Here is a 24512-nt window from a genome sequence, read left to right on the forward strand (position 1 = left end):
CGCCATCAAGGGCTAACCAGCCGTTACATCGACACGAACACCCGCTGTAGGGCTGGTGAGATCGCGCTACGCCGAGCGCTGCGCGGCGACGAACAGGTTGCCGGGGACGTCGTTCTCGACCTCTTCGGCGGGCCTGCGGCCATAGCCGGCCATCAGCTCCAGCGACGGCGTCACCGTGACGTCCCAGCCGTGGCGACCGAACCAGGCACCCACGTCTTCGCGCTCTTCGAAGTACCACAATTCGTCGGTGCTGGGGACCTCGCGCTGCAGACCGGATTTGGCGAACGCCGCGCGGACGCGATCCATTCGCGCCTGCCGCCGCGTCCGCAGCTCGGGATCCAGGAACTTCGGCCCCAACGCCTCCACCCCGATCCGGCTGCCGGCGACGGTCAGCCCCTGCACACGTTCGAACAGCAGCTCCTGTGCCGCGGCCGGCAGATAGGGCATCAGCCCCTCAGCCGACCAGACGCTTGGTTCCGAGGCGTCAAAACCGGCTTCCCGCAACGCCGTTGGCCAATCCTGACGCAGATCCACCGGGACGGCGACCCGATTGCAGGCGGGTTCGGCCCCGTGTTCGGCCAGCGTCGACGCCTTGAATTCCAGCACCCTGGCCTGGTCGAGCTCGTAGACCGTGGTGCCGTCGGGCCAGGGCAACCGCCAGGATCGCGAGTCCAGCCCCGACGCCAGGATCACCGCCTGGGAAATGCCCGCCGTCGCCGCGTCGATGAAGAACGCGTCGAAAAAGGCGGTCCGGGAAGCCATGTAGCCGACCATCGCCTTCATCTGCTGCACCAGATTCGGTTCGGTTTCCAGCAGCTCGGCGGGCAGCTGCGGCGCGGAATACCAGTTCCACACTCCGTCGCCGGCCGCGTCGAGGAAAACCCGCGCGAACGGGTCGCGAATCAGTGGATTGTCGCTCTCGGTCTCCGCCGCGCGGGATGCCGCGACGCCCAGCGCCGTCGCCCCCACGCTCTCGGTGATCTCCCAGCTGTCGTTATCGGTTCTGGCCACGCTCACGTCCTCCCAGTTGACACCCAACTTAGGCGACCCTACGTGAGCAAGCTGTCCGCAGGCTGTGGCCTTGTTCGGCGCCCGCTAGCGTTTACCCGCAGGTGAACAAGCTGGCCGTCAGGTTCATGCGCACTTGCCCGGAGGTATCCGGTTAAGTTGTCGGCGGGCGGCGAACAGTGTGGCCCCGGTCCGAAGGATCCTGACATGCGAGTTGACGGGCGCGACATCAGCGTCTCTGGCAGCTTGCTGCAACCGGTGAATCGGCGGACCAACGACATTCTGCGGCTGATCCTGGCCACCGCCTTCCTTGCGACGGTGATCACCGGTTCGCTGGTCACCCGCACCCGCTGGATTCGGCTGGAGAAATCCGTCTCGCGAATTGTCGGGGTGTTGTCGCCCACGCAGGCCGATGTGGTTTACCTGTTGTACGGATTCGCGATTCTGGCACTGCCGTTCATGATCCTGATCGGCCTGATCGTCGCCCGGCAATGGAAACTGTTGGGCGCCTACGGAGCCGCCGCGATTCTTGCCGCACTGCCGTTGTCGATCAGCAGCAACCGCCTCGCCGCGCCCCGATGGCACTTCGATGTCTCGGACCGGCTGAGCACGCTGCCCGCGCAGTTCCTCGACGACCCGCGCTGGATCGCGATGCTGGCCGCGGTGCTGACGGTTTCGGGTCCCTGGTTGCCCGCGCGCTGGCGGCACTGGTGGTGGGCACTGCTGCTCGCGTTCGTGCCGATTCACCTCGTCATCAGCGCCATCGTCCCGGCCCGCTCGTTGCTGGGGTTGGCGGTGGGATGGTTCGTCGGCGCGCTGGTGGTGCTGGCCGTCGGTACGCCCGCGCTGGAAGTGCCGCTGGCGGCGGCGGTCCGTGCGATGGCCAAGCGTGGATTCGTGGTGTCGCGGCTGATGGTGGTCCGCCCCGCCGGACCCGGTCCGCTGGTGCTGTCGACCGATTCCGGTGATCCCGATTCGACGGCGGCGATCGAGTTGTACGGCCCGCACCAACGCAGCGGCGGTGCCCTGCGAGAGCTATGGCGCAAGCTGCGGCTGCGCGATGCCGAGACCGCGCCGTTTCAGGCGTCGATGAGCCGTGCCGTCGAGCATCGCGCGTTGATGGCCATCGCCATCGGTGAGGCCGGCGTGGCGAACACGTCGACGATCGCCTTCGCGGCCCTGGACCGGGGTTGGACGCTGTACGCGCACAGGCCCGTTCGGGGGATCCCGCTCGACGAATGCACGAAGACCACTCCGGTCGCGCGGGTGTGGGAGTCGCTGCGAAAGTTGCACGCCTATCAGATCTCGCACGGCGACCTGCGCTGCCATGAGATCACGGTCGACGACGGCACGGTGCTCTTCGGTGGATTCGGCAACGCCGAGTACGGCGCCACCGACGTCCAGCTGCAATCGGACGTGGCCCAGCTCCTGGTGACGACCACGGCGCTGTACGACGCGAAGTCGGCGGTGCGGGCGGCGATCGACACGTTCGGCAAGGACCGCATCTTGACCGCGTCTCGCCGGCTCACCAAAACCGCTGTGCCCAAACGGGTCCGGAAGTCGGTAGGCGATGCGGCCGCCGTCATCTCCGCCGCCCGGGCCGAAGTCAAGTCTCAGACGGGTGCGGATCAGATCGAGAAGGAAACCATCACCCGGTTCACCCGCAGCCAGGTCGTCCAGCTGGTTCTGCTCGGCGCGCTGGTCTACGTCGCCTATCCCTTCATCGCCACCGTTCCGGCGTTCTTTTCCGAACTCAGAACGGCGAATTGGTGGTGGGCGCTGCTGGGCGTGTTCATCTCGGCCTCGACGTATGTGGGTGCGGCGGCCGCGTTGTGGGCGTGCACCGACGGGACGGTGAACTTCTGGAAGCTGTCAATTGCCCAGGTGGCCAACACCTTTGCCGCAACCACCACCCCGGCCGGGGTAGGCGGCCTGGCGCTGAGCACCCGGATCTTGCAGAAGGGTGGCCTGTCCGTCATGCGGGCCACCGCCGCGGTGGCGTTGCAGCAATCCGTGCAGGTGATCATGCACCTGGTGTTGCTGATCTTGTTCAGCACCGTGGCGGGCGCGTCGATGGACCTTTCGCATTTCGTCCCGGATGCGACGGTGCTCTACCTGCTCGCCGGTGTGGCGCTGGGCATTATCGGCACGTTCCTGTTCGTGCCCAAGCTCCGCAGCTGGCTGGCGACGGCGGTGCGCCCGCGGCTGCAGGAGGTGGCCAAGGACCTCGTCGAGCTCGTCCGTGAACCCAAGCGACTCTCGCTGATCGTACTCGGTTGTGCCGGAACAACTCTCGGTGCGGCACTGGCACTCTGGACCAGCGTCCAGGCCTTCGGCGGCGGCGCGACCTTCGTCACCTGCACCGTCGTGACGATGGTCGGCGGCACGCTGGCTTCGGCCGCGCCGACACCTGGCGGTGTGGGCGCCGTCGAGGCGGCGTTGATCGGTGGATTGGCGGCCTTCGGTGTACCCGCCGCCGTCGGCGTGCCGTCGGTGCTGCTGTATCGGGTGCTCACCTGTTGGCTGCCGGTGTTCATCGGCTGGCCGGTGATGCGCTGGCTCGCCGACAACGACATGGTCTAGCCACCCGCTCAGGGTTCGTCGGTCTGGGCCTGCGTGTTGACCAGTACGGTTGCCGTCCGCACACTCTCGCCGACCATGGCGGTGAGATAGACGAAGTAATAGCCCTCGGACACCGACCGCGCCACCGTGATCGGGACGGTGACGGTGGACGACCCGTCCGAGGCGAACTGACCCGACACCGGTGCAGCCGTAATCCCGGCGTCGGGCGACACGGCGGAGAGGCTGTAGTTACCGGCACCGTCGACCATCCGTTGCGCGTCGACTTTGACGCTGCCCGTGCTTCCGGGAGCGATCGTGACGACGGGAGTGGACACATTGAGAGTTATCGCCGAACCGCCGGCTCCAAACGACGGCGGCGCCGAGGATTTACCGGCGCCCCAGGATCTGTCCGGGTGCGCGGCGAGGGAGAACGCGAGCTCTCCCCCGGTGCGGATGAGTGACTCGGGCACAAAGGTGCGGTCGGTGGGCTTACCGTCGACGTTCAGACCGCTGATGTACCTCGGCTGGTTCGGTCCGGACGCCCCCGGCGCGGAAATCCGGATGGAATTGCCTGCCGGAAGCCTGATTACGGCACGATCGAAGAGCGGTGTGTTGAGTGTGAGGATTGGCGCACCGGGAGTGCCGGGATACAGTCCGAGCGCAGCCCAGACATACCAACTGGAGAGCGCGCCGAGGTCGTCGTTACCCGGCGCGCCATCCGGCGTGGGCCCGAATAGGCCGCGCACCCGATCGACCGTGAGTTGGGTCTTCCACGGCTGACCGATGTAGTTGTAGAGCCAAGGCACCCCGAAGCCGGGCTCGTTGCCGGCCCAGAGGTACGGCTCGTTGGGACCCACGTTGAGTTTCTTGGTGAAGCGGTCGAGTCGACTGGCCACCGCCTGGCGACCGCCGAGTGCTGTCACCAGGCCGGCTACGTTGTGCGGTACCCACCAGACGTATTGCTCCGCGTTGCCTTCCTCGTATCCGACTTGGCCGAAAGTCGAAGGGGAATCCACGAATCCAGGGCCGCTACGGAAGTACCCCATCAGGCTCCGGGGCGACACGTAGCGGGTGGTCGGATTGAACAGGTTCTGCCAGTACTGCGACCGATTCTGGAATTGGGCCGCGGTCGCGGAGTCACCGAGCGAGTCGGCAAGTCTGGAGATAGCGAAGTCGTCGACCGACCATTCGAGCGTGATCGACGCGTCGGCGATCCAACCATCGGTGCCGAACTCGTACGTAAACGGCGCGTAGCCGTACTCGAGGTAAGTGGCGATGCCCGGCCGCTCCACGTACCCGTTCAGTCCGACTCCGCCTCTCACCGCCGCATTCACCATGTGGCGCAAGGCCGTTCGGACGTCAAAGTCACGGGCTCCGTACATGTAGAGATTGACGATGAGGGGTACCACATTGTCCCCGCTCATCTCGCCGGTCGCATAATTCGCAAATGACCACCGGGGAAACGATCCGCTTTGCTCGGCGTCGTTGACGAGCGATTGCGCCATATCGCTGGCTTGCCTTGGAAACAGCAGTCCCTGAAGGGGCGCCAGACTGCGGTAGGTGTCCCAGTCGGAAAAGTTGGCGTACTGGGTGTGCCCTTTGGCTACTTCGTGGATGACGCCGTCGAATCCGATGTAGCGTCCGTCCGCATCGTTGAAGACGTTGGGGTGCAACAGGGATCGGTAAAGGGCCGTGTAGAACGTGTCGAGGTCGGCGGTATTCCTGCCGGCCACCGCGATACACGACAGCATCGCTTTCCACTCGGAGAGTGCGGCGGCGCGCACCTCGTCGAAGCTCGCAGCGCCCTCGGCAGCCAGATTTGCCCGGGCCCCGTCGATACCGACATAGGAGATCGCGGTGCGGGCTTCGACCACCGAGCCGGGCGGAAAACTCACGTAGCCGCCGCTGTAGGGCGACACCGCGGTACGGGCGCCGGCGTCGACCGAGTAGCCATCCCAGGTTCCGTAAGAGATGAACGGCTGGCTGAACTTCATCGCGAAATACACTGTGTACGTGTTGTTCTTGCCGCAGAACCCACCGCTGGTCGCCCAACCGGTGATGGTGGTGTTGTCCTCGCCGATCTGGATGGCCGCGCGGGAGTTGCCCGCCAGCGACGCGCCGGAACGCACCTGGATTACCGCCGGCCGGCCGTTATGCGGGTAGCTGAACCGACCGACGCCGGTACGGGCAGTGGCGGTGAGTTCCCCGGTCACTGCGGTGTCGGGGAACCGCACGGTGTAGTAGCCCGGCTCGCCCTGTTCCGTGTCGTCGTGGGCGATCCGTTCCCAGGCATTCCAGGGTTGCGAGTCGCTCGCGCTGGTGGTCGGCAACATCGAGATATCCCCGAATGCCGCACAACCCACCGACGCGTGCGTCATGCTGAACCCGGTCGAGTGCGGGTTGTGGTAGTTATAGCCGGCGTAGTTACCGACCGTGTCCGGCGAATACTGCACCATCCCGAACGGCACCGCCGCGCCGGGAAAGTTGTTGATCTCGCCCACCGTCTCACCACCCGTGCCCGTCCCGATGAGCGTGTCAACGTGCTCGACCGGGTCGGCGACGAACGCCGGCTCACCGTCGTAAGCAATGGGCGGCGCGGCCGCCACGAACGTCATGAAGACAGCCACCACCGCAGTCAGTGCGGTGAGGACTGTTCGTGACTTCATAGCTGTCTCTTACTGGATAACAGTCTCTTCGCGTACGTATTTCGCAGAGAGACTTCCGAAAGCTCCGAGCGGCCCGCAGGCCAGCAATCTTTCCCGACGACGTCGATTGATCCCGGTCCGCAAGCCCTGGCACAGGTAACGGTTCAATTTTCGGGGCAATTGCTCAACGAGACGGCCAAATCCAGCAACTATTGTTGGGGTGCTGAGTCTGGCGAGACATCAACATCGACGGCTGCCAGGCGTGGGCGCTGGACGGCGATGATTTCATCCTCTACCTGCCGGCCGAACGCGGCCCGGGCGGGATTTCGCCCGGCGCCGTCTCGCCCCACATCCCGCTGGCCCAGCTCGCGCCGATCCTGCGCGGAAAAGGCTGCTCAACCTGGCGATTGGCCTTACGGTGTGTGCATGGCAGAAGAGTCGTACGCGATCGACGCCGGGCACCCGCCCTCGTTCCTGCTCAAACTCATCAACCCGATGCTGGGTTTCCTGCTGCGCACCCCGCTGGCCGGCCCGGTCCGCAAGCAGCTGATGGTGCTGAGCTTCACCGGCCGAAAGACCGGACGCCCGTTCACACTTCCGGTGAGCGCCCACGTGATTGACAACGATCTGTATGCGCTGACCGGTGCTCCGTGGAAGCAGAACTTCCGCGGTGGCGCGCCGGCCCAGGTCGTCTACGACGGAAAGTCGACCGCGATGAGCGGCCAGCTGATCCGCGACCGCGCCATCGTTTCCGACCTCTACAAGCGCTGCGCCGAGGCGTACGGCCTGCGGCGTGCGCAAACGATGATCGGGCTGAAATTCCGCGACCAGCGCATCCCGACGCTCGAGGAGTTCGGCGAGGCGGTCGACCGCATGCACCTCGGTGCGGTGAAGCTGACGCCGGTCAGCTAGCCCCGGCTTTCGAGCGTGCAACGACGGCGTTGAGTGTGCGCCAGGGGCGGAGATTCGGCTATTTTCCCGCCCAGACGCAACACTCGCGGGCGGTTAGCCGGCCGCCGCGCCGGCAGCCGCCCGGGTTCGGGTGGTCACCGGCGGCTCGAACCCGGCGTCCGACACCGCGTCCCGCACCGCCTCGCCCACCGCCTCCGCCCGGTCGGTCGGCACCAAGGCGATCACGCAACCCCCGAACCCGCCGCCGGTCATCCGCGCGCCCAGGGCACCCGCTCGGACCGCGGTGTCGGCGATCAGGTCGATGCGCCCGGTGGTGATCTCGAAGTCGTCCCGCATCGACGCATGCGAGGCGGTCATGATCTCACCCGCCACGGTGAAGTCCGAATCACGCACCGCGGCAACGAAATCGAGAACGCGCCGGTTCTCGGTCAGCACGTGACGGGCCCGGCGGACGTCGACCGGATCGGTGATCGGCGCCAACACCGAGGGCCCGCCGTCTTGAACCTCACGCAGCGACGACACCGCGAGCGCGGCGGCCGCCCGCTCGCACGACGCGCGCCGGGCCGCGTACTCGCCGCCGGCATGCCGGTGCCGCGCCCGGGAGTCGATCAGCAGCAGCGCGACGCCGCACGCGTCGGGGTCGAAGGCCACCGGCTCGACGGTGACATCACGGAAGTCGATCAGCAGCGCGGTCGACGGCTCGCCGAAAAGTGCGGACAGTTGGTCAAGCAAACCCGTTGGGGCCCCGACGTATTCGTTCTCGGCGCGCCGGGCCAGCCGCGCTTGGTCCTTTCTGTCGATGCGGACACCGGCTACGGTTGTCAGCGCGCCCAGCACCGCGCATTCCAGCGCCGCCGACGACGACAGGCCCGACCCCATCTGCACGTCGCTGGTGACCGACATCGCCCCACCCGGCACCGGGTGACCGGCCTGGCGCAGCGCCCACACCACACCGGCGACGTAACTCGCCCAGCCGTCCAGGTCGCCCGGAACGGTGCCCAGCGGAATACGGACCGCGCCGTCCGCGCGATCGCTACTGACGGTGATGGCGTCGTCGCGGTCGGGGGTAAAGGTCACGACGGTGCGCTGTGGGAGCGCGATCGGCAGCGCGAATCCGAGGTTGTAGTCGGTGTGCTCCCCGATCAGATTGATCCGGCCCGGTGCCGCGTAGCGGACCGTCATGCGAGTTCACGCAATCGCTGGGCCACGCTTTCGGGCATGACGTCGCCGATGAACGCGCCCATCGCCGATTCGGAAGCCGCCAAGTACTTGAGCTTGGTGGCACTGCGCCGGATCGACATCAACTCGACGTGGAAATAGCCGTCCGCTTGGGCCTCGGTGTCCGCGTACTGGTGCAGTGCCGAAATATAAGGCAGCGGAACCGAATACATCCGGTCGAACCGTCCGAGCACGTCGAGATAGAGCCGGGCGAATGCGTCGAGTTCGCCGTCGGTCAATTCGACAAGGTTGTGCACGAACCTGTTCGGGTAGATATGCACCTCGACGGGCCAGCGCGCCGCGAACGGCACGAACGCCGTGAACAGCTCGCTGCGCGCCACGATGCGGCTGCCGTCGGCGACCTCGTGCGCCAGCAGGCCGGCAAAGAGGTTGTCGCCGTGCTGCTTTCGATGTTCGCGTGCCTGCTCCAGCATCGTGGCGGTTCGCGGCGTCAGATACGGGTAGCCATAGATCTGACCATGCGGATGGCTCAGCGTGACCCCGATTTCCTCACCACGATTTTCGAAGCAGAACACCTGCTCGATGCCCGGTGTGGCCAGCAGGTCGGCGGTGCGGTGCCGCCAGGCGTCGACGACCAGCCGTGCGTGCGCAGGTGGCAACTCGGAGAACGAACCGGTGTGGTCGCTGGAAAAACAGATCACCTCGGTGCGGCCGTGCCCGGGCGCGGAGACGAAGTCGTCGCCGGCGGGCGCACCCATCGCCCGCCCGGCGCCGGACAGGCTCGGGAACCGGTTCTCGAACACGACGACGTCGTAGTCCGGTGCGGGCACCTCGCTGGTCAATCCGGTGGGACCCGGACACAGCGGGCACTGATCGGCGGGCGGCTTGTAGGTGCGGTCCTGTCGCAGCGCGGCGATGATCACCCATTGCCCGGTCGACCGGTCGAACCGCAATTGCGACTGGTCCGGATCGCGCTCCGGCAAGGGTCTGCGATCGGCGACCGGCTCCGGACAGTGTCCCGGCAATGCGAAGAACAACAGGTCACGGCCGTCGGCCAGTTTCGCCCGCGTCGGCGCTGTCACGAGTTCGAAGACTAGCCTGGTCGGCAGCAGTCAGGCAGTGACGCCGCCCATAGGGTGAGCAGAAAGAGAGGCGGGAACGGGTGTCGGGTGGGCGCGAGGTGCACGAGCGCGGCCTTGGCGACATCCGGAATCTCGACACCGCCGGCGGTCTGCGCGAATCCACGACGGTGTTCTGCGAGCGAGCGCGAAATTGGTGGATCGGCTCCGATCCCGGGTTGTTGCGACTGCGGATGGCGACTCGGACGACGGCCGCGCTGGCCTGCTCGCTGGCGACGCTTTTCGTGCTGACCCGGGCGACGGGACAGCCGCTGACCGTAGCGTTGCTGGGCGTGGTGATCACGATGATCGCGGCCCGATCCGTCAACGAGCCCGACCCGCGTCAGCAGCGCATCACGATGGCGCTCCTGCCGGTGCCCGCCGCGCTGTCCATCACCGCCGCCGCGCTGCTCGCACCACACCCGGTGGCCGCCGACGCCGTCTTCGTCGTGGTCGTGTTCGCCGCGGTCTACGTCCGCCGCTTCGGACCCCGGGGCAGGGCACTCGGCATGGTCGCGTTCATGGCCTATTTCTTCACTTTGTATCTGCGAGCCAGCATTTCGGAGCTGCCTTGGATGATCGGCGCCGTCGTGGTGGGAACGGTGTGCACTCACGTGATGAGCACCTACGTAATGCCCGATCGGCCAGAACGCGTGCTGCGCGCCACAATTCGGGCACTGCGGGCCCGGATGGCCATCCTGGTCGACACCACGGCCGAGGCGGTTCGTACCGGCCGGCTCGACGAACGGCGTCGACGCCACATGCGGGCCCGCACCATTCGGCTCAACGAGACCGCACTGATGGTGCAGGGCCAGATCGAGGACAAGGCCGATCCCGCCGTCCTGTGGCCCGGAGTGACCAGCCAGCAACTGGCTCCGTGGCTGTTCGACGCCGAACTTGCCATCGAATGGGTCGCCAACGCCGGGCGGACGGTGACCACACTCGTCGCGGAAGATCCCACCGCGATCCCGGTCGGTACTCGCCTCGAATTGGTCGGAGCGCTCAACGAACTCGCGCGAGCGATTCGGATTCCGGCGGCCGACGGTCTGCAGCTGGCCGCGGATCACGCGCAGCGGGTTCTCGACGAGCAGCCCGGGCCCACCGCCGACGACGACCCCGGTCAAGCCGCGGTACGCCGCCTTGCGCTGGCAATCATCAACGCCGCCAACGCAACTGCCGAAGTCCGCGCGATCGTCGAGCACGCCACCACCGGTGCGATGGCGGGCCCCGGTACCACCGAGCCGGCTGAGCCCGCAGACGACCCGCAAGACGAAGGTGCCGAGGCCGAGGAAGCCGACAACGGGCTGTCGCAGACCACCCGGCAGGCCATTCAGGTGACGATCGCCGCGTCGCTGGCCATCATTACCGGTGAGCTGGTCTCGCCGGCCCGCTGGTTCTGGGCGGTTATCGCGACGTTCGTGATCTTCGCCGGTACCAACTCCTGGGGTGAAACGCTGACCAAGGGCTGGCAGCGGCTGTTCGGCACCTTGCTCGGCGTGCCCTGCGGCATCCTGGCGGCCACGCTGGTGGCCGGCGACAAGACGACCTCGCTGGTCGCGATCTTCGTCTGCCTGTTCTGCGCCTTCTATTTCATGACGGTCACCTACAGCCTGATGACCTTCTGGATCACCACGATGCTGGCGCTGCTGTACGGCCTGATGGGCCAATTCTCGTTCGGCGTATTCCTGTTGCGGATCGAAGAGACCGCGATCGGCGCGGTGATCGGAGTGTCCGTGGCGATCCTGGTGTTGCCGACGAACACCAGAACCGCCATCCGCGACGACACTCTCGCCTTCTTGAAGGCATTGACCGCGCTGATCGAGATCTCGACGGCGACGATGTTCGGCAACGACGAAGCCGTCAGCCCGACCGAGCAGGCGCGTCAGCTCGACCGAAACCTGCAACAGTTCCGGATTACCGCCAAGCCGCTGCTGGCGGGGGTGGCCGGCCTCGCCGGACGCCGCAGCATTCGGCGTGGTCTGCGTATCTTCACCGCCTGCGACCGGTACGGGCGAAGCCTGGCGCGCAGCAGCGAGCGCTACCAGGACCACTTCGGATCACCCCAACTCGCGGATGCTTTCACGGCCGCCGCCGAGCAGACCCGGAACAACATCGACGCGCTGGCCGCCCTCGTCGACGGGACACCCGGGGTGAGCGTCAACTCCAAGACCGATGCGCTCGACGCCGCCGAGGCGCTGGCCCGTCATCAAGACGGCGAACACGGGCCGCATCCCGGCACCCGGCGATTCCTCACCGCGGTGCACGCGCTTCGCCAGATCGAACGCGCCATCATCACCGCGGCGACCAACCTCGGCGCGCACGACACCCCGAAGGTATCCAGCTCGACGACGAGCTGAGCCGGGGGCTCGCGCAGATCGCCACCGAACATGATGCGGCTGTTGGAATAACCGACATTTAGCCTCATGTGTATGCCCAGCCGTGTCCAGGCGCTAGCATCTCCTCACGGCCGCCGGTTCGAGGAGCACATTCATCGCCACACCGAACCTCCCGCCGGGGTTCGACTTCACCGATCCCGAGATCTACGCCCACCGGTTACCGGTGGGTGAGTTGGCGGAACTGCGCCGGGCGGCCTCCTTCAACGTCTTACGCAGCCCCAACCCACATTTCGGATTCGGCGGCACCGGAGCTCACTACTGCATCGGCGCCAACCTGGCGCGCATGACGATCGACATCATGTTCAACGCGATCGCCGACCATATGCCCGACCTGGCGTCCGCCGGAGATCCCCAGCGGCTGCGGTCACCGTTCATCAACGGCATCAAACACTGGCAGGTCGACTACCAAAACCCTTCGCAGTCACGCGTTGAGGGCGTACGCCTCCATCGGCCGGTCGTACCCGCGCAGGTTCAGCCGACGTCGCGCTGACGTTTCCATCATGTCGTCGGCCACGCCGGATGCGACGAGCAACTCCCCGGCGGCGGCGTGTTGTTGCATCCGCGCGGAAAGATTGACCGGATCACCCAGCGCGGTGAAATCGACCACCGCGGCACCGACGTTGCCGACGTAAGCGACGCCGGCGTTGACCGCGACACCCAGCTGCAGCCAGGGCCTCTCGTCACCGCCATAGCCGACGGCCCGCAGCAGCTCAACTCCGGCCAGAACCGCGCGACGCCGGTAGTCCGGTCCGCTGATGCCGCGCACAAAGAACGCCATGACCTCGTCACCGATCAGCTTGTCGATCACCGCATCATGTCGCAGCAGCGTCTGCGTCGCGGCCGCGTAGAACCGGTTGAGCAGCGCGGCGAAGTCCGCGGCGATGCCTCGCTGGCCCAGCGCCGTGGAACCGCGGATGTCGGCGAACAACACCGCGACATCCACCTCGGCACCACCCGGGGGAAGCGCGTCACAACAGCGACTGCACAGATTCGGGTTCTTGCGCGACGGGCTGAAACCGGCCGCCGCGAAAACACGCCCACCCGCTCCGCCAAACGGGTTGTTGCACACCTTGCACCGCGGCGCCGACGGCAGGTAGCGGAACACCCGCCGCGCCCGTACCAGTGGTGCGTGCCCTTCCATTAACACCTTGTGCCACGGCTGGTTTGGCGTTATCGCGGCAGTCCTGGGTTCGAAATTGCTGACAACCATGCCGCAATAGTCGACCCTGCGCCGCATGTGCGAATGAGGCATTCGCCCCAAAAAGCCACCCAATTCGGCCGCCGCATTTCGTGTCTCTGCACCGTGCCTCGTTGACACCCGTACGACATGGCCATACATTGTTCGAAAGTTGTCCGCGAGCTCCGCGACCCGGCGCGTCCGCGCTAAGGAGACCGTCATGACCGTCGGCACCGCTCCCGCAAGCGTTTTCGATGCCGACCTCCCGACGCTGAGCTATGACGCCGCGGAAACTCCCGCGCAGGTCTACCCGCGCATCGAAGCAGCCCAACGGCAAAGCCCTATCGCACTCGGACCGTTCGGGCCCGAAGTGCTCTCGTACGGCCTGGTCCGCACCGTCCTTCGTGACACCCGGTTCCAGATCCCGCCCGGCATCAATCTGCTGGTCCAGGACATCACCTCGGGTCCGTTGTGGGACAAGGTGGTCAACAGCCTGCTGTGCCTGGAAGGCGCCGAACACCACCGGCTGCGCAGCCTGACGTCCAAGGCGTTCACTCCCCGCGCGACCCTGCGCCTGCACGACACCATGGCCGACCTGATGAACGAACTCGTCGATCGGGTTGCCGACGCGGGGCGCTGCGACGTGGTCACCGACATCGCCCGTCCCTACCCCGTCCCGATCATCTGCGCGCTGCTCGGTGCACCGCGCGAGGATTGGCAACAGTTTTCGCTGTGGGCCGACGAGATCTTCAAGGCATTCAGTTTCAACGTCGACATTCGCGAACTCGAGCCCGGCGTCATGCGCGCGTGGGCCGAACTCGACGACTATGTCGACGACATGGTCGCCCGGCGCCGGCACAGCCTGACCGACGATCTGCTGTCCGACCTGATCCGCGCGGAGGATGACGGGGATCGCCTCAATGCGGCCGAACTGCGCATGCTCGCCGGGGGCCTGCTGCTGGCGGGCACGGACACCACTCGCAACCAGGTGGGCGCCTCGGTACAGGTCCTCTGCGAGCACCCCGAGCAGTGGCAATTGCTCAAGGAGAATCCCGAGCTGGCCATGCGCGCCGTCGAGGAAACCATGCGTCACTCGCCGATCGCCTGCGGAACTCTGCGGCTGGTGATCGAGGACGCCGAGGTCGATGGCTACCTTTTCCCCGCCGGCACCATGGTGTTGGTGAATACCGCTGCGGCCAACCGTGATCCGGACGTGTACACCGACCCACACCGCGTCGACATCACTCGCGAGGGCGCACCACCCATCCTGACCTTCGGCGGTGGGATTCACTACTGCCTGGGCGCCAACCTGGCCCGTCGCGAACTCGCCGAGGCGCTGACCGTGCTCAGCCAACGGATGGTGAACCCGCGCATCACGGGGCCGGTGCCGTGGAAGCCGATGGTGAGCCTGAGCGGGCCGACGAGCGTTCCCATTGAGTTCGAAGCCGCACCATAGTCATCCACCGGCCACTCGCGTATTGCCAACTGGCAGGATGGAACTCGTGACACTGCGAGATGCCGTCCTTGGTGCGTGGGAATTGGTGTCGTTCGTCGCCCACAACGAAACCACCGGCGAGGACCGCCAGCCACTCGGCACGACACCGCGCGGTCTGATTCTGTACACCGCCGACGGTCACATGTCGGCTCAACTCGCCGAGTCGGATATGAGCGGCTACGTCGCCTACGGCGGGCGATTCTCGGTCGATGAGGAAACAGCGACGCTGCACCACGAGGTCAGCGTGTCGATGATGCCGGAACTGTTGGCGAAACCACAGTTTCGGCAGGTGCGCGTCGAAGGCGACCTATTGACCCTCTCGGCGACGCGAACCGACGAAACCGGCGTGACCACGCACAGCACATTGGTGTGGCGGCGGTCGCCGGTCAGGGCAGTTTGATCGCCGACGTGTACATCTCGACGATCGGCCGGTAGAGGTCGACGTCGTCGAGTTCACTGCCGAGCACTACTGCGTCACTGGTGGCGATGAGTACCTGCGCGAAGGTCAAGGCCGGGATCGTCAGGGTGCCGCCGAGCCGGTCGATGCCTTCGACGATGAACTTGCCCAGCGCCTCGACGACCTCCGCCCGCTTGACCGCCACCCGCTCCCGGGCGTCGGGATTGCGAAGCAGATAGAGGGTGAACTCGTGTCCCAACGCGGCGTGTTGGGCGCCGCGGTCGCGGCTGAGTTGGCGCCACCGCTGCGCGACCTCGTCGAGTTCGCGCGCCCCGATCTGCCTCGACGTCGACATCACCTCGGCGAAATTGTCGAAATAGCGACGCCAGTATCGGTCGCTCACCGCAAGGAAGAGATCTTCCTTGGTGGCGAAGTGTTTGTAGATGGCGCCTTTCGTGTAGCCCGCCGCATGGGCGATGTCGTCGAGAGTGGCTGAGGTGAAGCCCTTTTCGGCGAACACTTCCTCCGCGGCATCCAGGAGCAGCGAACGGGTGTGCTCAAGGCGTCTCTCTCGCGTCCAACGCTCGACCATGCGAATGATTGTGCCACGGGATCTGAGAAACTACTTCCCCTTTTAGATACCCATGGGTATATTTGCGCTCGTTCGGCTACCCGAGGAGTCACCGTCGTGAGCGAACTGTTGAACAAGCGCGCACCCGTCGTCACCGAGTCGTCCGGCGGAGCCACTGCACCAACGGACCCGGTTCACGCGAAGGTGAAGCCCGTCCAGATCTGGGCCGCCATCGGCGGTGCGCTGCTGCTTCTGGAGATCTACGTGTGGATCCGGTGGATGACCGGGCCCTATTTCCAGCGGGTGCCGTCGGGCGTGAGCGATCCGCCGATGTACATGAAGGTGCCGCTCATCGCGAACGCGGTCGCGGCTTGGATCGGCCTGCCAATTGCCGTGTGGTGGTTCATCATTCGACCGTGGCGCCGCGAGCGGCGGATCACCCTGGACGGCATCCTCATGGTGTCGATGGGCCTGATCTTCTTCCAGGATCCCCTGCTCAACTACCTGAATACCTGGTGTACCTACAACCTCTGGATGCCCAACCGCGGCTCCTGGTCCTCGAACATCCCCGGCTGGGTATCGCCGGAGGTGCCGGGACACCAGGTCGTGGAACCACTGCTGACGAACGTGCCGGGTTACTCATTCGGGAATCTGCTGATGGTCATGATCGGCTGCTGGGTGATGCGAAAGACCAAGGCGCGCTGGCCCGGTCTGAGCAATACGAAGTTGATCGGTGTGACCTTCGCCTTCAACATCGTCCTCGACTTCATCATGGAGGGGCTGATCTTTTTGCCCATCGGGTTCTACGTCTATCCCGGGGCGATTCGAGCGGTGTCGATCAATGCGGGCACCTACTACCAGTGGCCCATCTACGAGGGGCTGATGTGGGGTGGCGTCCTGACTGCCTTTTGTTGTCTGCGCTACTTCACCGACGACCGTGGCCGCACCCTCGCCGAACGCGGACTCGATAGCGTCGCAGGCGGTTCCGGCAAGGTACAACTCACCCGCTTTCTGGCGATCTTCGCCGCCGTGAGCGCCTGCTTCTTCGTCCTCTACAACCTCCCCGCACAATGGCTTGCCATGCACGCCGACCCCTGGCCGGAAGATGTGCAACAGCGCTCTTACCTGAACGGGGGCATCTGCGGCGACGGAACCGACCACCCGTGCCCCGATCCCGTCCTGCCGGTGCCGACAAAGCGCTCCGGCTACATCAACACCGATGGCCGACTCGTGCTGCCCCAGGGTTCGGAGGTTCCGAAAGCGGTTCCGTTCCAACCAGGCCGGTGAGGCTTTGACCGCCGGACCTGCGCACCCGCCCTGATTGCGTTCGCGGGCAGCGTAGGGTCCGAACGATGAAAGAGCGCGGGACATCCGACGGCGCCGTGCCGGTCTCACCGGACAACTTCGCCCGGGCCGAAACCGATCTGTATTTCGGCAACGCGGTCGCCGATGGCGGGTTCGGCAAGTTACTCCACCTCCGTGAGTTGATGCCGCTGGACAGGCAACTGGTGGTGCGGTCGAACCGCGACACCCTTTATTCCACCGGCGTCTTCGACCTCGACGCCGGGCCGGTCACGATATCGCTGCCCGACGCCGGCGACCGATTCATGTCGATGCAGGTGATCACCGAGGACCATTACGTGCCCGCGGTGTTCTACGGGCAGGGCGAACACACTCTGGACCGCGACGGCATCGGCACGCGGTATGTCATGGCGGCCCTTCGCATCCTGGTGGACCCCGACGACGACGCCGACCTCGGCACGGTCCATGCGCTCCAAGACGCCGTTGCGGTGCGTCAGGCCGCCACGGGCAGTTTCGATGTCCCGAAGTGGGACCCGGTCAGCCAGAAGGCGGTCAGGGACGCGCTGGTTCAGCTGGGGGCCACGGTTCCCGACTCCAAGGCCATGTTCGGAGCGAAGAATGACATCGACCCGGTGCGGCACTTGATCGGCTCGGCGGTGGCGTGGGGTGGCAATCCGGAAAAGGATGCGATCTATTTCACCTACCATCCCGCCGAAAATGACGGCGCCGCTAAATACCGGCTCACCGTGGGCGAGGTGCCGGTCGACGGCTTCTGGTCGGTCACCGTCTACAACAAAGACGGCTATTTCACGCCGAACCCGCTCAACGCCTATTCGCTGAACAACATCACCGCTCACCGCGACAGCGGCGGCACGATCACCATTCAATTCGGCGGCTGCGACGCGACGACATCGAACTGCCTGCCCATCACCGCGGGCTGGAACTACCTGGTCCGGCTCTACCGACCCCACGAAAAGATCCTCGATGGCGAGTGGACATTCCCAGAGGCCCAACCGCTTTCGTGATCGCGCGATTGTGAGAAAGACCCCACGAGTCGCGGGCCCAGCGAACCCGCTTTACGCTCCTTGGTTACACGAAGTTAACGGGGGGATCTTCTGATGCGTGGGTTCACGGGGCGAAGTCTGCCCGGATACCGGCTGGCCCTGTTGGTGCCTGCGGTCTGCCTGGTCCTTGCCTCCTGTTCGGAGACTGCGTCTCCGCCGGCCGCAACGCCGACGACCTCGACTTCCGAGTCGACGACCACCGCCAGTTCGCCTCCGCCGCCGCCGATCACCGGCCCGCTGGAAAAAGATTGGAAAAGCTACGGCGGAACGGCGTACTTCGGTTGTCCCGAGGAATTCTCCGTCAGCAAATCCGCACTCGAGGACATTCGCCCCAAGATATTCGACACGAAAACCGGACAATACGTCGCACCGTCCCTCCCGACGATTCCCGCCGGCGAGAATGTCACCGGAGCGATCTGCGCGTTGTCGGGTACGGCGGACGACATGAAAGTCGTCTATGTGGTGACGACCGTCAAACCTGCGCAGGCGCCGGCACCCGAAGTCACCAAGACCACCGGCTACGCCTTCGACTTCAAGACCGGGAAGTCCACGGCGACGAAAGAACTGCAACCCCCAACACCTGACTTGAAATTGACCGACCCGAAGCAATGGCGGTTTGGCGCAACGACATCCGGCACCGCCTGGCTCAACGCCTTCACCGACGGACACGCGACCGCGTCACCGCCGCGGACCGTCGTTCTTGCCGGCACCGACCTGTCCATGGCGTGGAACGACCCGCAACCCGGTCGGGTCTGGCCGGATGTCTTGTCGTTTCAGCGAAACACGCAACCCGGCAAGAATTCTGGCGCCGAGCTGCGCCGCCCGTCGGGCGAAGCGATCTATCAGGACAACGACGTAGTCTCCGTCGACGACGAATTATCGGACGGGCCAGACAAATTGGTGAAAATCACCCGGCGAGACTCCCCCACTGTCGTGTCGACCATGTTCTTCGACCTGAACTCCAAATCCATCATCAAGGTCGGCGACTCCGACCGGATCTCCGGCGGCGGGTTGGCCGCGACACTGTCGGACGGAAGCCTGTTCGTCGACGGTCGCGACTCGGCCGACTCGCAATTCGGCTTCGGGGTGTGGAACCTGCGCACCCGGCACTGGGACCTGCTGAAGAACCGAGACGACGCCAAGAAGATGCCGATCGCCAAAATGGCATTCTTCGGTGGCCACCTCTACATCACGAACATCGGCGGAACGTACTCGGTGCTCGCCCTGCCCGCTCCCGACCCGGTCGCGACGAACTGGTCCATCCGGCCCTTCGAGCGGATATCGGGATGGACGCTGGTCTGCCGCGGTGAGACCACCGCGGGCGCAGAGTGCAAGGAAATCGTCATGGTGCAAGACCAGGAAGGCCACTATCCCGGCCCCTGGTTCTAACCCTGCGGCCGGCCCTTCTCGTAGGCCGTCGTCAACCAGAACACCGCGCGCTCCAGGCCGGGCACGATCTCCGAGACGTCGATTTCTCCCTGCGTGTACCGGCCCAGGAAGCCGAATACCACGCCGGTGAGGATCAGTTCGAGATCGCTGGCGAAACTCTGATCGACTTGCGCCAGAACAGCTTTGGCGACGGGGACCACCGCGTCGACGCCGCGCTCGATGAGTCGCTCCCCGCCGGGCCCCGACCTGGCGCGAAAGTAGGATTTCAGCATCTGTGGGTGTTGCTCCCACGGCTCGAAAATGGTCCGCAGCATGTGCATCAGACCCGCGTACAGGGATTCACCGGAAGCAGCGATCGCCTCCGGCTCCAGCAGCTTCGCATAGCGGTTGGTGTCCATCCACCATTCGAGCGCGGCGACGATGAGTTCATCCCGGGTGCCGAAACGCTTGTAAATCGTCGCGAGCGACACCCGTGCCCGCCGCGCGACTTCGCGAAGCGCGACGGCGTCATAGCCCTCGGTGTCGAGTAACTCGACCACGATTCCGATGATCGGGTCGACCGTCTCGCCGGAGTCGACAGTTCCCGCGGACATCGCCCGGGAACCCCTGTTGCCTGCCACGGTAACCATGTTACTCTGGCTGTCCAGTAACCGGGTTACCGGCGATCTAACAGCACTGACGCCGTAATCAAAGTGAGGAAATGTGGGCAAGCTGGACGGCCAAGTCGCCTTTATCTCCGGAGTCGCCCGCGGCCAGGGACGCAGTCATGCGATCCGGCTGGCCCGCGATGGCGCCGACATCATCGGCATCGACATCTGCGCGGACATCCCGGCGAACCATTACCCGATGGCATCGCGCAAAGAACTCGACGAAACGATCGCGCTGGTCGAACAGGTCGGCGGCAAGATGGTCGGCACCGTCGCGGACGTGCGCGACTTCTATCAGGTCAAGTCCGCAATGGATGCCGGTGTCGCGCATTTCGGCCGCCTGGACATCGTGTTGGCCAACGCCGGAATCGCGCCGGTGGCCTTCCGCGAGTTGAGCATCGAAGAAGAACTCGCTCAGTGGCGCGCGGCCGTCGGGGTCAATCTCGACGGCTCCTACCACGTCGCGTGGGCCGCGATCCCCCATCTGCTGTCCGGCAATCGGGGCGGATCGATCGTGTTCACCAGTTCGACCGCCGGACTGAAGGGATTCGGTGGCGTGCACGGTGGCGGCCTCGGCTATGCGGCATCCAAGCACGGCATCGTCGGGCTGATGCGCACCCTCGCCAATGCGCTTGCGCCGGCTAACATTCGGGTCAACACCGTGCATCCCACCGCGGTCAGCACCATGATGGCGATCAATCCGGCGATGACGGAATTCCTCGAAAACTATCCCGGGGGCGGACCACATCTGCAGAACCCGCTGCCGGTCGAGATGCTCGAGCCCGAAGACATCAGTGCCGCCATCGCTTTCCTGGTCTCCGACGAGGCCAAGTACGTGACGGGTGTGACGTTTCCCGTCGACGCCGGCTTCTGCAACAAACTGTGAACAGCGACAGCGGGTCGACGGGGCGTGCGGCGGGCAAGCGCGTCCTGATCACCGGGGCCGCACGGGGATTGGGCCGCAGTCATGCCGTGCGCCTGGCCGAGGAAGGCGCCGACCTCGTCCTGGTGGATATCTGCGCACCCCTAGGGGGGCTGGACTATCCATTGGCGACCGAAGAAGACCTGGCGGAGACCGCGCGACTGGTCCGTGAACGCGGCCGGACGGCTCTCACCTATGTGACCGACGTCCGTGACGACGACGCGCTGAAATCGGTTGCGGACGAGGCGGTCTCCCAGCTGGGCGGGCTCGACGCGGCGGTCGCCAACGCCGGAGTCCTGACCACCGGCACCTGGGACACCACGACGGCCGAGCAGTGGCGCCTGGTGACGGATGTCAATCTGATCGGCGTGTGGAACACCTGCGCCGCTGCGATTCCGCATCTGGTCGAGCGCGGCGGCAGCCTGGTCAACATCAGTTCGTCGGCGGGTATCAAGGGCACCCCGCTGCATCTGCCGTATACAGCCGCCAAGCACGGCATTGTGGGCATGAGCTTGGCGCTCGCCAACGAGCTTGCCGCGCAGAATATTCGAGTCAACACGGTGCATCCGACCGGTGTGGCGACCGGAATGGCACCGGCATCCCTGCACCAACACATCGAGGCGCGACCCGATCTGGTGCCCATCTTCCTCAACGCACTGCCGGCGCCGCTCATCGAAGCATCCGACGTCAGCAACGCCGTGCTCTTCCTGGTATCGGATGAATCGCGATATGTCACCGGACTCGAATTCAAAGTCGATGCCGGCGTGACGATTCGGTAGGAGTCGCGATGGAAACCACACGTCGAGAGCGGGGCCTGCGCCAGTATGCCGAGGTGATGACGGTCGAGCCGCCCGAGGGCGCCAACGACGCGTTTGCGAGCGGACTGATCGACTTTGTCTTCGCCGAGGTCTGGTCGCGGCCCACACTCAGCCGTCGGGACCGTAGGTTCGTCACCCTGGCCTGTGTGGCCGCCGCCGACGCCATCGCGCCGCTCGAGCAACACGTCTACGCGGCGCTGCGCAGCGGTGACATCACGATCACCGAGATGCGGGAGACCGTACTGCATTTCGCCGTCTACGCGGGCTGGCCCAAGGCGTCGAGATTCAACATCGTGGTGGACCAACAGTGGTTCGCCCTGATGGCCGAGCGCGGCCAGCAACCACCGCCCGCCGAGGAATTGCTGCCCTTGGTCACCGAAAGCGATCCGGAGCAACGGCTGCTGGGTGGCGAAAGCTCGTTCAGGGACATCAACTGCATACCGTTCGCGCCACCGCGGGACAATCCGTACACGGGCGCAGGCATCCTGAACTTCGTCTTCGGCGAGATGTGGCTTCGGCCCGGGCTTGGCATGAAGGAACGGCGCCTGATCACCGTCGCCTGCGTCGCATTCCAGGACGCCGAGATCCCGATCATGTCCCACGTCTATGCGGCGCTCAAGAGCGGGGACGTTTCGTTCGAGGAAATGGACGAACTGGCACTGCAATTCGCGGCATATTACGGCTGCGCGAAGGCCGACTACCTGCACCAAGTGATCGGGGAGCAGACGCAACGGGTGTTGGCCGAAAGCGAAGCATCAGGATGACGACGACCGACCCGGTGCACGCGGGCGCGCTGCTCATCGGCGGCGAACGCCTCACCGCGGCATCGGGTGGCAAGCGCTGAGCACGATGGGCGTATGGGAAATGCCATTATCAAAAAGGTGATAGTGCTTCTCTACAGGCGAGAGTACGTTATCGATGTATGAAAACCGTGCGCAGTTTCTGCCGCATATGCACGTCTGTGTGCGGCATTCTCGTCGACGTCGAAGGCGATGAGGTCCTCCGCGTTCGCGGCGACCAGGACCACCCGTTTTCCCACGGTTACTGCTGCCCGAAGGGCCGGGCACTGCCCCAGCTGCATCACCATCCGGACCGGCTCGAACGGCCGCGGATCCGGGTGGACGGCCGGCTGCAGGACACCACCTGGGACACCTGCCTCGACGACCTGGGCACCCGGCTGAAGGACATCATCGACCGCCACGGTCCGGAATCGGTCGGCTTCTACTTCAGCACCATGGAGAGCGCCGGCTTCCGAATGGCCGAAGCCCTACACGCCGCGATCGGCACACCGGCGAAATTCAGCCCGCTGACCATTGACGGCACCGCCAAGCCTCTGGTCTCCGATTTGGTAGGCGGATTCATGGGCCTGTCCGGCCGAACCGATTTGGACAGTTGCGATTTTCTGCTGCTCGTCGGCGTCAACCCGGTGGTCTCGCATGGCCATGCGATCTCGATGCCCAACCCGACCGGCACGGTGCGCGACATCGCCAGGCGCGGGCAGGTGTGGGTGATCGACCCGCGGCGCACCGAGACCGCGCGACTGGCCACCGGCCATCTGGCGGCGCGCCCCAGCACCGACCACGCGGTGCTGGCCTACCTGGTGCGCGAAATTCTGCGCGACGGCATGAAAACCGATGTGCCGGTTCAGGGTATCGACGAGCTGGCCGCCGCGGTCGAGCCGTTCACGCTCGAACACGCCGCGGCGCTCGCCGACGTCCCGGCGACGGAGCTGACGCGGCTGTGCGCGGCGGTGCGCGCCGCCAAATGCGTCGCGGTCGAAACCGGCACCGGCGTGACGATGACCGCCGAGCGGGCCAATGTCACCCAGTGGCTGGCCTGGGTCCTGATGATTCTCACCGGTGCGATGAACCGCCCCGGCGGCACCTGGTTCCATCCCGGATTCGCTTACCAGCTCGAAACTTTCGGCGAGTTCCTACCGATCACTCCGATCGAGGGATCGTTCGGCCCCGGCCCACGCAGTCGCCCGGAGGCCCAGGCGTTCATCAACGAATGGCCGTGCGCGGTGCTGCCCGACGAGATCGCGGCCGGACACATCCGGGCCCTGATCAACGTGGGTGGCAGCCTGGTGACCTCGTTTCCCGAGACCGGCAAGTTGATCCCCGCGCTGCAAAACCTCGAGGTCTTCGCCACCACCGAGATCATCAACAACGAGACCACCGAGTTGGCGACCCACGTACTGCCGACCAAGGATCCGCTGGAACGCCCGGACATCACCATTCACGACATCCTGAGCTCGCAGGTGTCGGTGCAGTACAGTTCCGCGGTCGTCGATCCGGTCGGCGACCGGCGATCGATGTGGTGGGTCTTCGCCGAAATCGGCAAGCGGCTCGGCTACGACCTGAGCAGTCTCGGAGACCCGGACAGCAGCACCGACGACGACGTGCTCTCCGTCCTGTTGGCCGGGGCCCGGACCAAGTACGACGAAGTGGCTGCCACGGGTTGGGCCGAGGTGCCCCGTGAGCTGCCGGCGGCGTGGGTCGACGACCACATCGGTCGCATGGGCGGCTGGCGGCTGGCCCCGCCGCTGCTCGTCAATCAGCTCGCCGGTCTCGAGCCACCACCGCCGTTGGTGATGGTGCCGCGCCGTCAGCGCCGAAAGCTCAACGGGCAGCTCGACTTTCTCGGCGAGGGGCCGGAGATCTTGATCAATCCCGAGGACGGCGCGGCCGCGGGCGTCGTCAGCGGCGGGCGCGTGACGGTGCGCAGCGCCAGCGGAGAGCTCACCGGTATCGCGAAGGTCGACGACGCAATGCGGCGCGGGGCGGTGTCGATTCCGCACGGCCACCACGAGGCCAACGTCAATCGTCTGACCAACAAGGACGACATCGACGTGGTCACCGGCATGGTCCGCTACTCGGGCATCGCTGTCAGCCTGCATCCGGCCTGACC

At 65.5% G+C, this 24512-nt stretch carries 19 protein-coding genes and 1 pseudogene; 13 read left to right on the forward strand and 7 right to left on the reverse strand.

The window, feature by feature from the left end; translation table 11 throughout:
• Positions 1-66: 66 nt before the first annotated feature.
• Positions 67-1011 (reverse strand): class I SAM-dependent methyltransferase, encoded by a 945-nt coding sequence (locus tag G6N55_RS13085; protein ID WP_085223042.1) that lies wholly within the window; start codon positions 1009-1011, stop codon positions 67-69.
• A gap of 204 nt (positions 1012-1215) precedes the next feature.
• Between G6N55_RS13085 and G6N55_RS13090 the strand changes: the two genes are divergently transcribed.
• Entirely contained in the window at positions 1216-3591 is a 2376-nt protein-coding gene (locus G6N55_RS13090) for a lysylphosphatidylglycerol synthase transmembrane domain-containing protein (RefSeq protein WP_085222882.1), read from the forward strand.
• Between the two features lie 8 nt (positions 3592-3599).
• Here G6N55_RS13090 and G6N55_RS13095 read toward each other — a convergent pair whose 3' ends face one another.
• Entirely contained in the window at positions 3600-6236 is a 2637-nt protein-coding gene (locus G6N55_RS13095; protein WP_085222881.1) for a GH92 family glycosyl hydrolase, read from the reverse strand.
• Between the two features lie 405 nt (positions 6237-6641).
• Here G6N55_RS13095 and G6N55_RS13100 point away from each other — a divergent pair, with 405 nt between their 5' ends.
• Complete coding sequence (locus tag G6N55_RS13100; protein WP_085222880.1) at positions 6642-7127, forward strand: hypothetical protein; 486 nt, start codon at positions 6642-6644, stop codon at positions 7125-7127.
• A 93-nt stretch (positions 7128-7220) separates the two neighbouring features.
• Here the strand turns inward: G6N55_RS13100 and G6N55_RS13105 are convergent, their stop codons facing one another.
• Positions 7221-8309: a galactokinase gene (locus G6N55_RS13105; RefSeq protein ID WP_085222879.1), complete on the reverse strand. Its 1089-nt coding sequence runs from the start codon at positions 8307-8309 to the stop codon at positions 7221-7223.
• Positions 8306-9388 carry a galactose-1-phosphate uridylyltransferase gene (gene galT, locus G6N55_RS13110; RefSeq protein WP_372517582.1) on the reverse strand — a complete coding sequence of 361 codons (1083 nt, stop codon included), beginning with the start codon at positions 9386-9388 and terminating at the stop codon, positions 8306-8308. Before galT ends, G6N55_RS13105 begins: the two co-directional genes overlap by 4 nt.
• A gap of 230 nt (positions 9389-9618) precedes the next feature.
• Between galT and G6N55_RS13115 the strand changes: the two genes are divergently transcribed.
• Both G6N55_RS13115 and G6N55_RS13120 read left to right on the forward strand, forming a co-directional pair.
• On the forward strand, positions 9619-11781 hold the full coding sequence (locus G6N55_RS13115) for an FUSC family protein (RefSeq protein WP_085223041.1): 2163 nt from the start codon (positions 9619-9621) through the stop codon (positions 11779-11781).
• 235 nt (positions 11782-12016) lie between these two features.
• Positions 12017-12310, forward strand: a pseudogene (locus G6N55_RS13120) (hypothetical protein); the annotation flags it as partial.
• Here the strand turns inward: G6N55_RS13120 and G6N55_RS13125 are convergent.
• Positions 12242-12961: an adenylate/guanylate cyclase domain-containing protein gene (locus G6N55_RS13125; RefSeq protein WP_232078994.1), complete on the reverse strand. Its 720-nt coding sequence runs from the start codon at positions 12959-12961 to the stop codon at positions 12242-12244. The pseudogene G6N55_RS13120 and the gene G6N55_RS13125 overlap by 69 nt on opposite strands.
• A 256-nt stretch (positions 12962-13217) precedes the next feature.
• Here G6N55_RS13125 and G6N55_RS13130 point away from each other — a divergent pair, with 256 nt between their 5' ends.
• Both G6N55_RS13130 and G6N55_RS13135 read left to right on the forward strand, forming a co-directional pair.
• Positions 13218-14453 (forward strand): cytochrome P450, encoded by a 1236-nt coding sequence (locus G6N55_RS13130; RefSeq protein WP_085222877.1) that lies wholly within the window; start codon positions 13218-13220, stop codon positions 14451-14453.
• Between the two features lie 46 nt (positions 14454-14499).
• A complete protein-coding gene (locus tag G6N55_RS13135; RefSeq protein ID WP_372517583.1) occupies positions 14500-14892 on the forward strand; it encodes a lipocalin-like domain-containing protein in 393 nt (130 codons plus the stop codon).
• Here the strand turns inward: G6N55_RS13135 and G6N55_RS13140 are convergent.
• Entirely contained in the window at positions 14879-15481 is a 603-nt protein-coding gene (locus G6N55_RS13140) for a TetR/AcrR family transcriptional regulator (RefSeq protein WP_085222875.1), read from the reverse strand. The genes G6N55_RS13135 and G6N55_RS13140 overlap by 14 nt on opposite strands.
• A gap of 96 nt (positions 15482-15577) precedes the next feature.
• Between G6N55_RS13140 and G6N55_RS13145 the strand changes: the two genes are divergently transcribed.
• The 3 genes from G6N55_RS13145 to G6N55_RS13155 all read left to right on the forward strand — a co-directional run bounded on the left by G6N55_RS13145 (position 15578) and on the right by G6N55_RS13155 (position 19215).
• Positions 15578-16747 (forward strand): spirocyclase AveC family protein, encoded by a 1170-nt coding sequence (locus G6N55_RS13145; protein WP_085222874.1) that lies wholly within the window; start codon positions 15578-15580, stop codon positions 16745-16747.
• A 65-nt stretch (positions 16748-16812) separates the two neighbouring features.
• On the forward strand, positions 16813-17787 hold the full coding sequence (locus tag G6N55_RS13150) for a DUF1254 domain-containing protein (RefSeq protein WP_085222873.1): 975 nt from the start codon (positions 16813-16815) through the stop codon (positions 17785-17787).
• A 93-nt stretch (positions 17788-17880) separates the two neighbouring features.
• Positions 17881-19215: a hypothetical protein gene (locus G6N55_RS13155; RefSeq protein WP_232078995.1), complete on the forward strand. Its 1335-nt coding sequence runs from the start codon at positions 17881-17883 to the stop codon at positions 19213-19215.
• Here the strand turns inward: G6N55_RS13155 and G6N55_RS13160 are convergent.
• On the reverse strand, positions 19212-19808 hold the full coding sequence (locus G6N55_RS13160) for a TetR family transcriptional regulator (RefSeq protein ID WP_085222872.1): 597 nt from the start codon (positions 19806-19808) through the stop codon (positions 19212-19214). The genes G6N55_RS13155 and G6N55_RS13160 overlap by 4 nt on opposite strands.
• 109 nt (positions 19809-19917) lie before the next feature.
• Here G6N55_RS13160 and G6N55_RS13165 point away from each other — a divergent pair, with 109 nt between their 5' ends.
• The 4 genes from G6N55_RS13165 (at position 19918) to G6N55_RS13180 (ending at position 24510) form a co-directional block, all read left to right on the forward strand.
• Positions 19918-20748: a mycofactocin-coupled SDR family oxidoreductase gene (locus tag G6N55_RS13165; protein ID WP_085222871.1), complete on the forward strand. Its 831-nt coding sequence runs from the start codon at positions 19918-19920 to the stop codon at positions 20746-20748.
• Entirely contained in the window at positions 20745-21563 is an 819-nt protein-coding gene (locus tag G6N55_RS13170; protein ID WP_085222870.1) for a mycofactocin-coupled SDR family oxidoreductase, read from the forward strand. Before G6N55_RS13165 ends, G6N55_RS13170 begins: the two co-directional genes overlap by 4 nt.
• Before the next feature lie 8 nt (positions 21564-21571).
• The gene (locus G6N55_RS13175) at positions 21572-22366 is read left to right on the forward strand and encodes a carboxymuconolactone decarboxylase family protein (protein WP_085222869.1); all 795 of its coding nucleotides are present in this window, start codon (positions 21572-21574) and stop codon (positions 22364-22366) included.
• 158 nt (positions 22367-22524) lie between these two features.
• Positions 22525-24510 (forward strand): molybdopterin-containing oxidoreductase family protein, encoded by a 1986-nt coding sequence (locus tag G6N55_RS13180; protein ID WP_085222868.1) that lies wholly within the window; start codon positions 22525-22527, stop codon positions 24508-24510.
• Positions 24511-24512 lie beyond the last annotated feature (2 nt).

The organism is Mycobacterium florentinum (assembly GCF_010730355.1).
Taxonomy (GTDB): domain Bacteria; phylum Actinomycetota; class Actinomycetes; order Mycobacteriales; family Mycobacteriaceae; genus Mycobacterium; species Mycobacterium florentinum.

Coding starts and splice junctions, on each gene's coding strand:
- G6N55_RS13160 (WP_085222872.1), bottom strand. CDS start 19,808: ATGTCCGCGGGAACTGTCGACTCCGGCGAGACGGTCGACCCGATCATC.
- G6N55_RS13130 (WP_085222877.1), top strand. CDS start 13,218: ATGACCGTCGGCACCGCTCCCGCAAGCGTTTTCGATGCCGACCTCCCG.
- G6N55_RS13095 (WP_085222881.1), bottom strand. CDS start 6,236: ATGAAGTCACGAACAGTCCTCACCGCACTGACTGCGGTGGTGGCTGTC.
- G6N55_RS13090 (WP_085222882.1), top strand. CDS start 1,216: ATGCGAGTTGACGGGCGCGACATCAGCGTCTCTGGCAGCTTGCTGCAA.
- G6N55_RS13115 (WP_085223041.1), top strand. CDS start 9,619: ATGGCGACTCGGACGACGGCCGCGCTGGCCTGCTCGCTGGCGACGCTT.
- G6N55_RS13140 (WP_085222875.1), bottom strand. CDS start 15,481: ATGGTCGAGCGTTGGACGCGAGAGAGACGCCTTGAGCACACCCGTTCG.
- G6N55_RS13155 (WP_232078995.1), top strand. CDS start 17,881: ATGCGTGGGTTCACGGGGCGAAGTCTGCCCGGATACCGGCTGGCCCTG.
- G6N55_RS13175 (WP_085222869.1), top strand. CDS start 21,572: ATGGAAACCACACGTCGAGAGCGGGGCCTGCGCCAGTATGCCGAGGTG.
- G6N55_RS13100 (WP_085222880.1), top strand. CDS start 6,642: ATGGCAGAAGAGTCGTACGCGATCGACGCCGGGCACCCGCCCTCGTTC.
- G6N55_RS13105 (WP_085222879.1), bottom strand. CDS start 8,309: ATGACGGTCCGCTACGCGGCACCGGGCCGGATCAATCTGATCGGGGAG.
- G6N55_RS13125 (WP_232078994.1), bottom strand. CDS start 12,961: ATGGAAGGGCACGCACCACTGGTACGGGCGCGGCGGGTGTTCCGCTAC.
- G6N55_RS13150 (WP_085222873.1), top strand. CDS start 16,813: ATGAAAGAGCGCGGGACATCCGACGGCGCCGTGCCGGTCTCACCGGAC.
- G6N55_RS13180 (WP_085222868.1), top strand. CDS start 22,525: ATGAAAACCGTGCGCAGTTTCTGCCGCATATGCACGTCTGTGTGCGGC.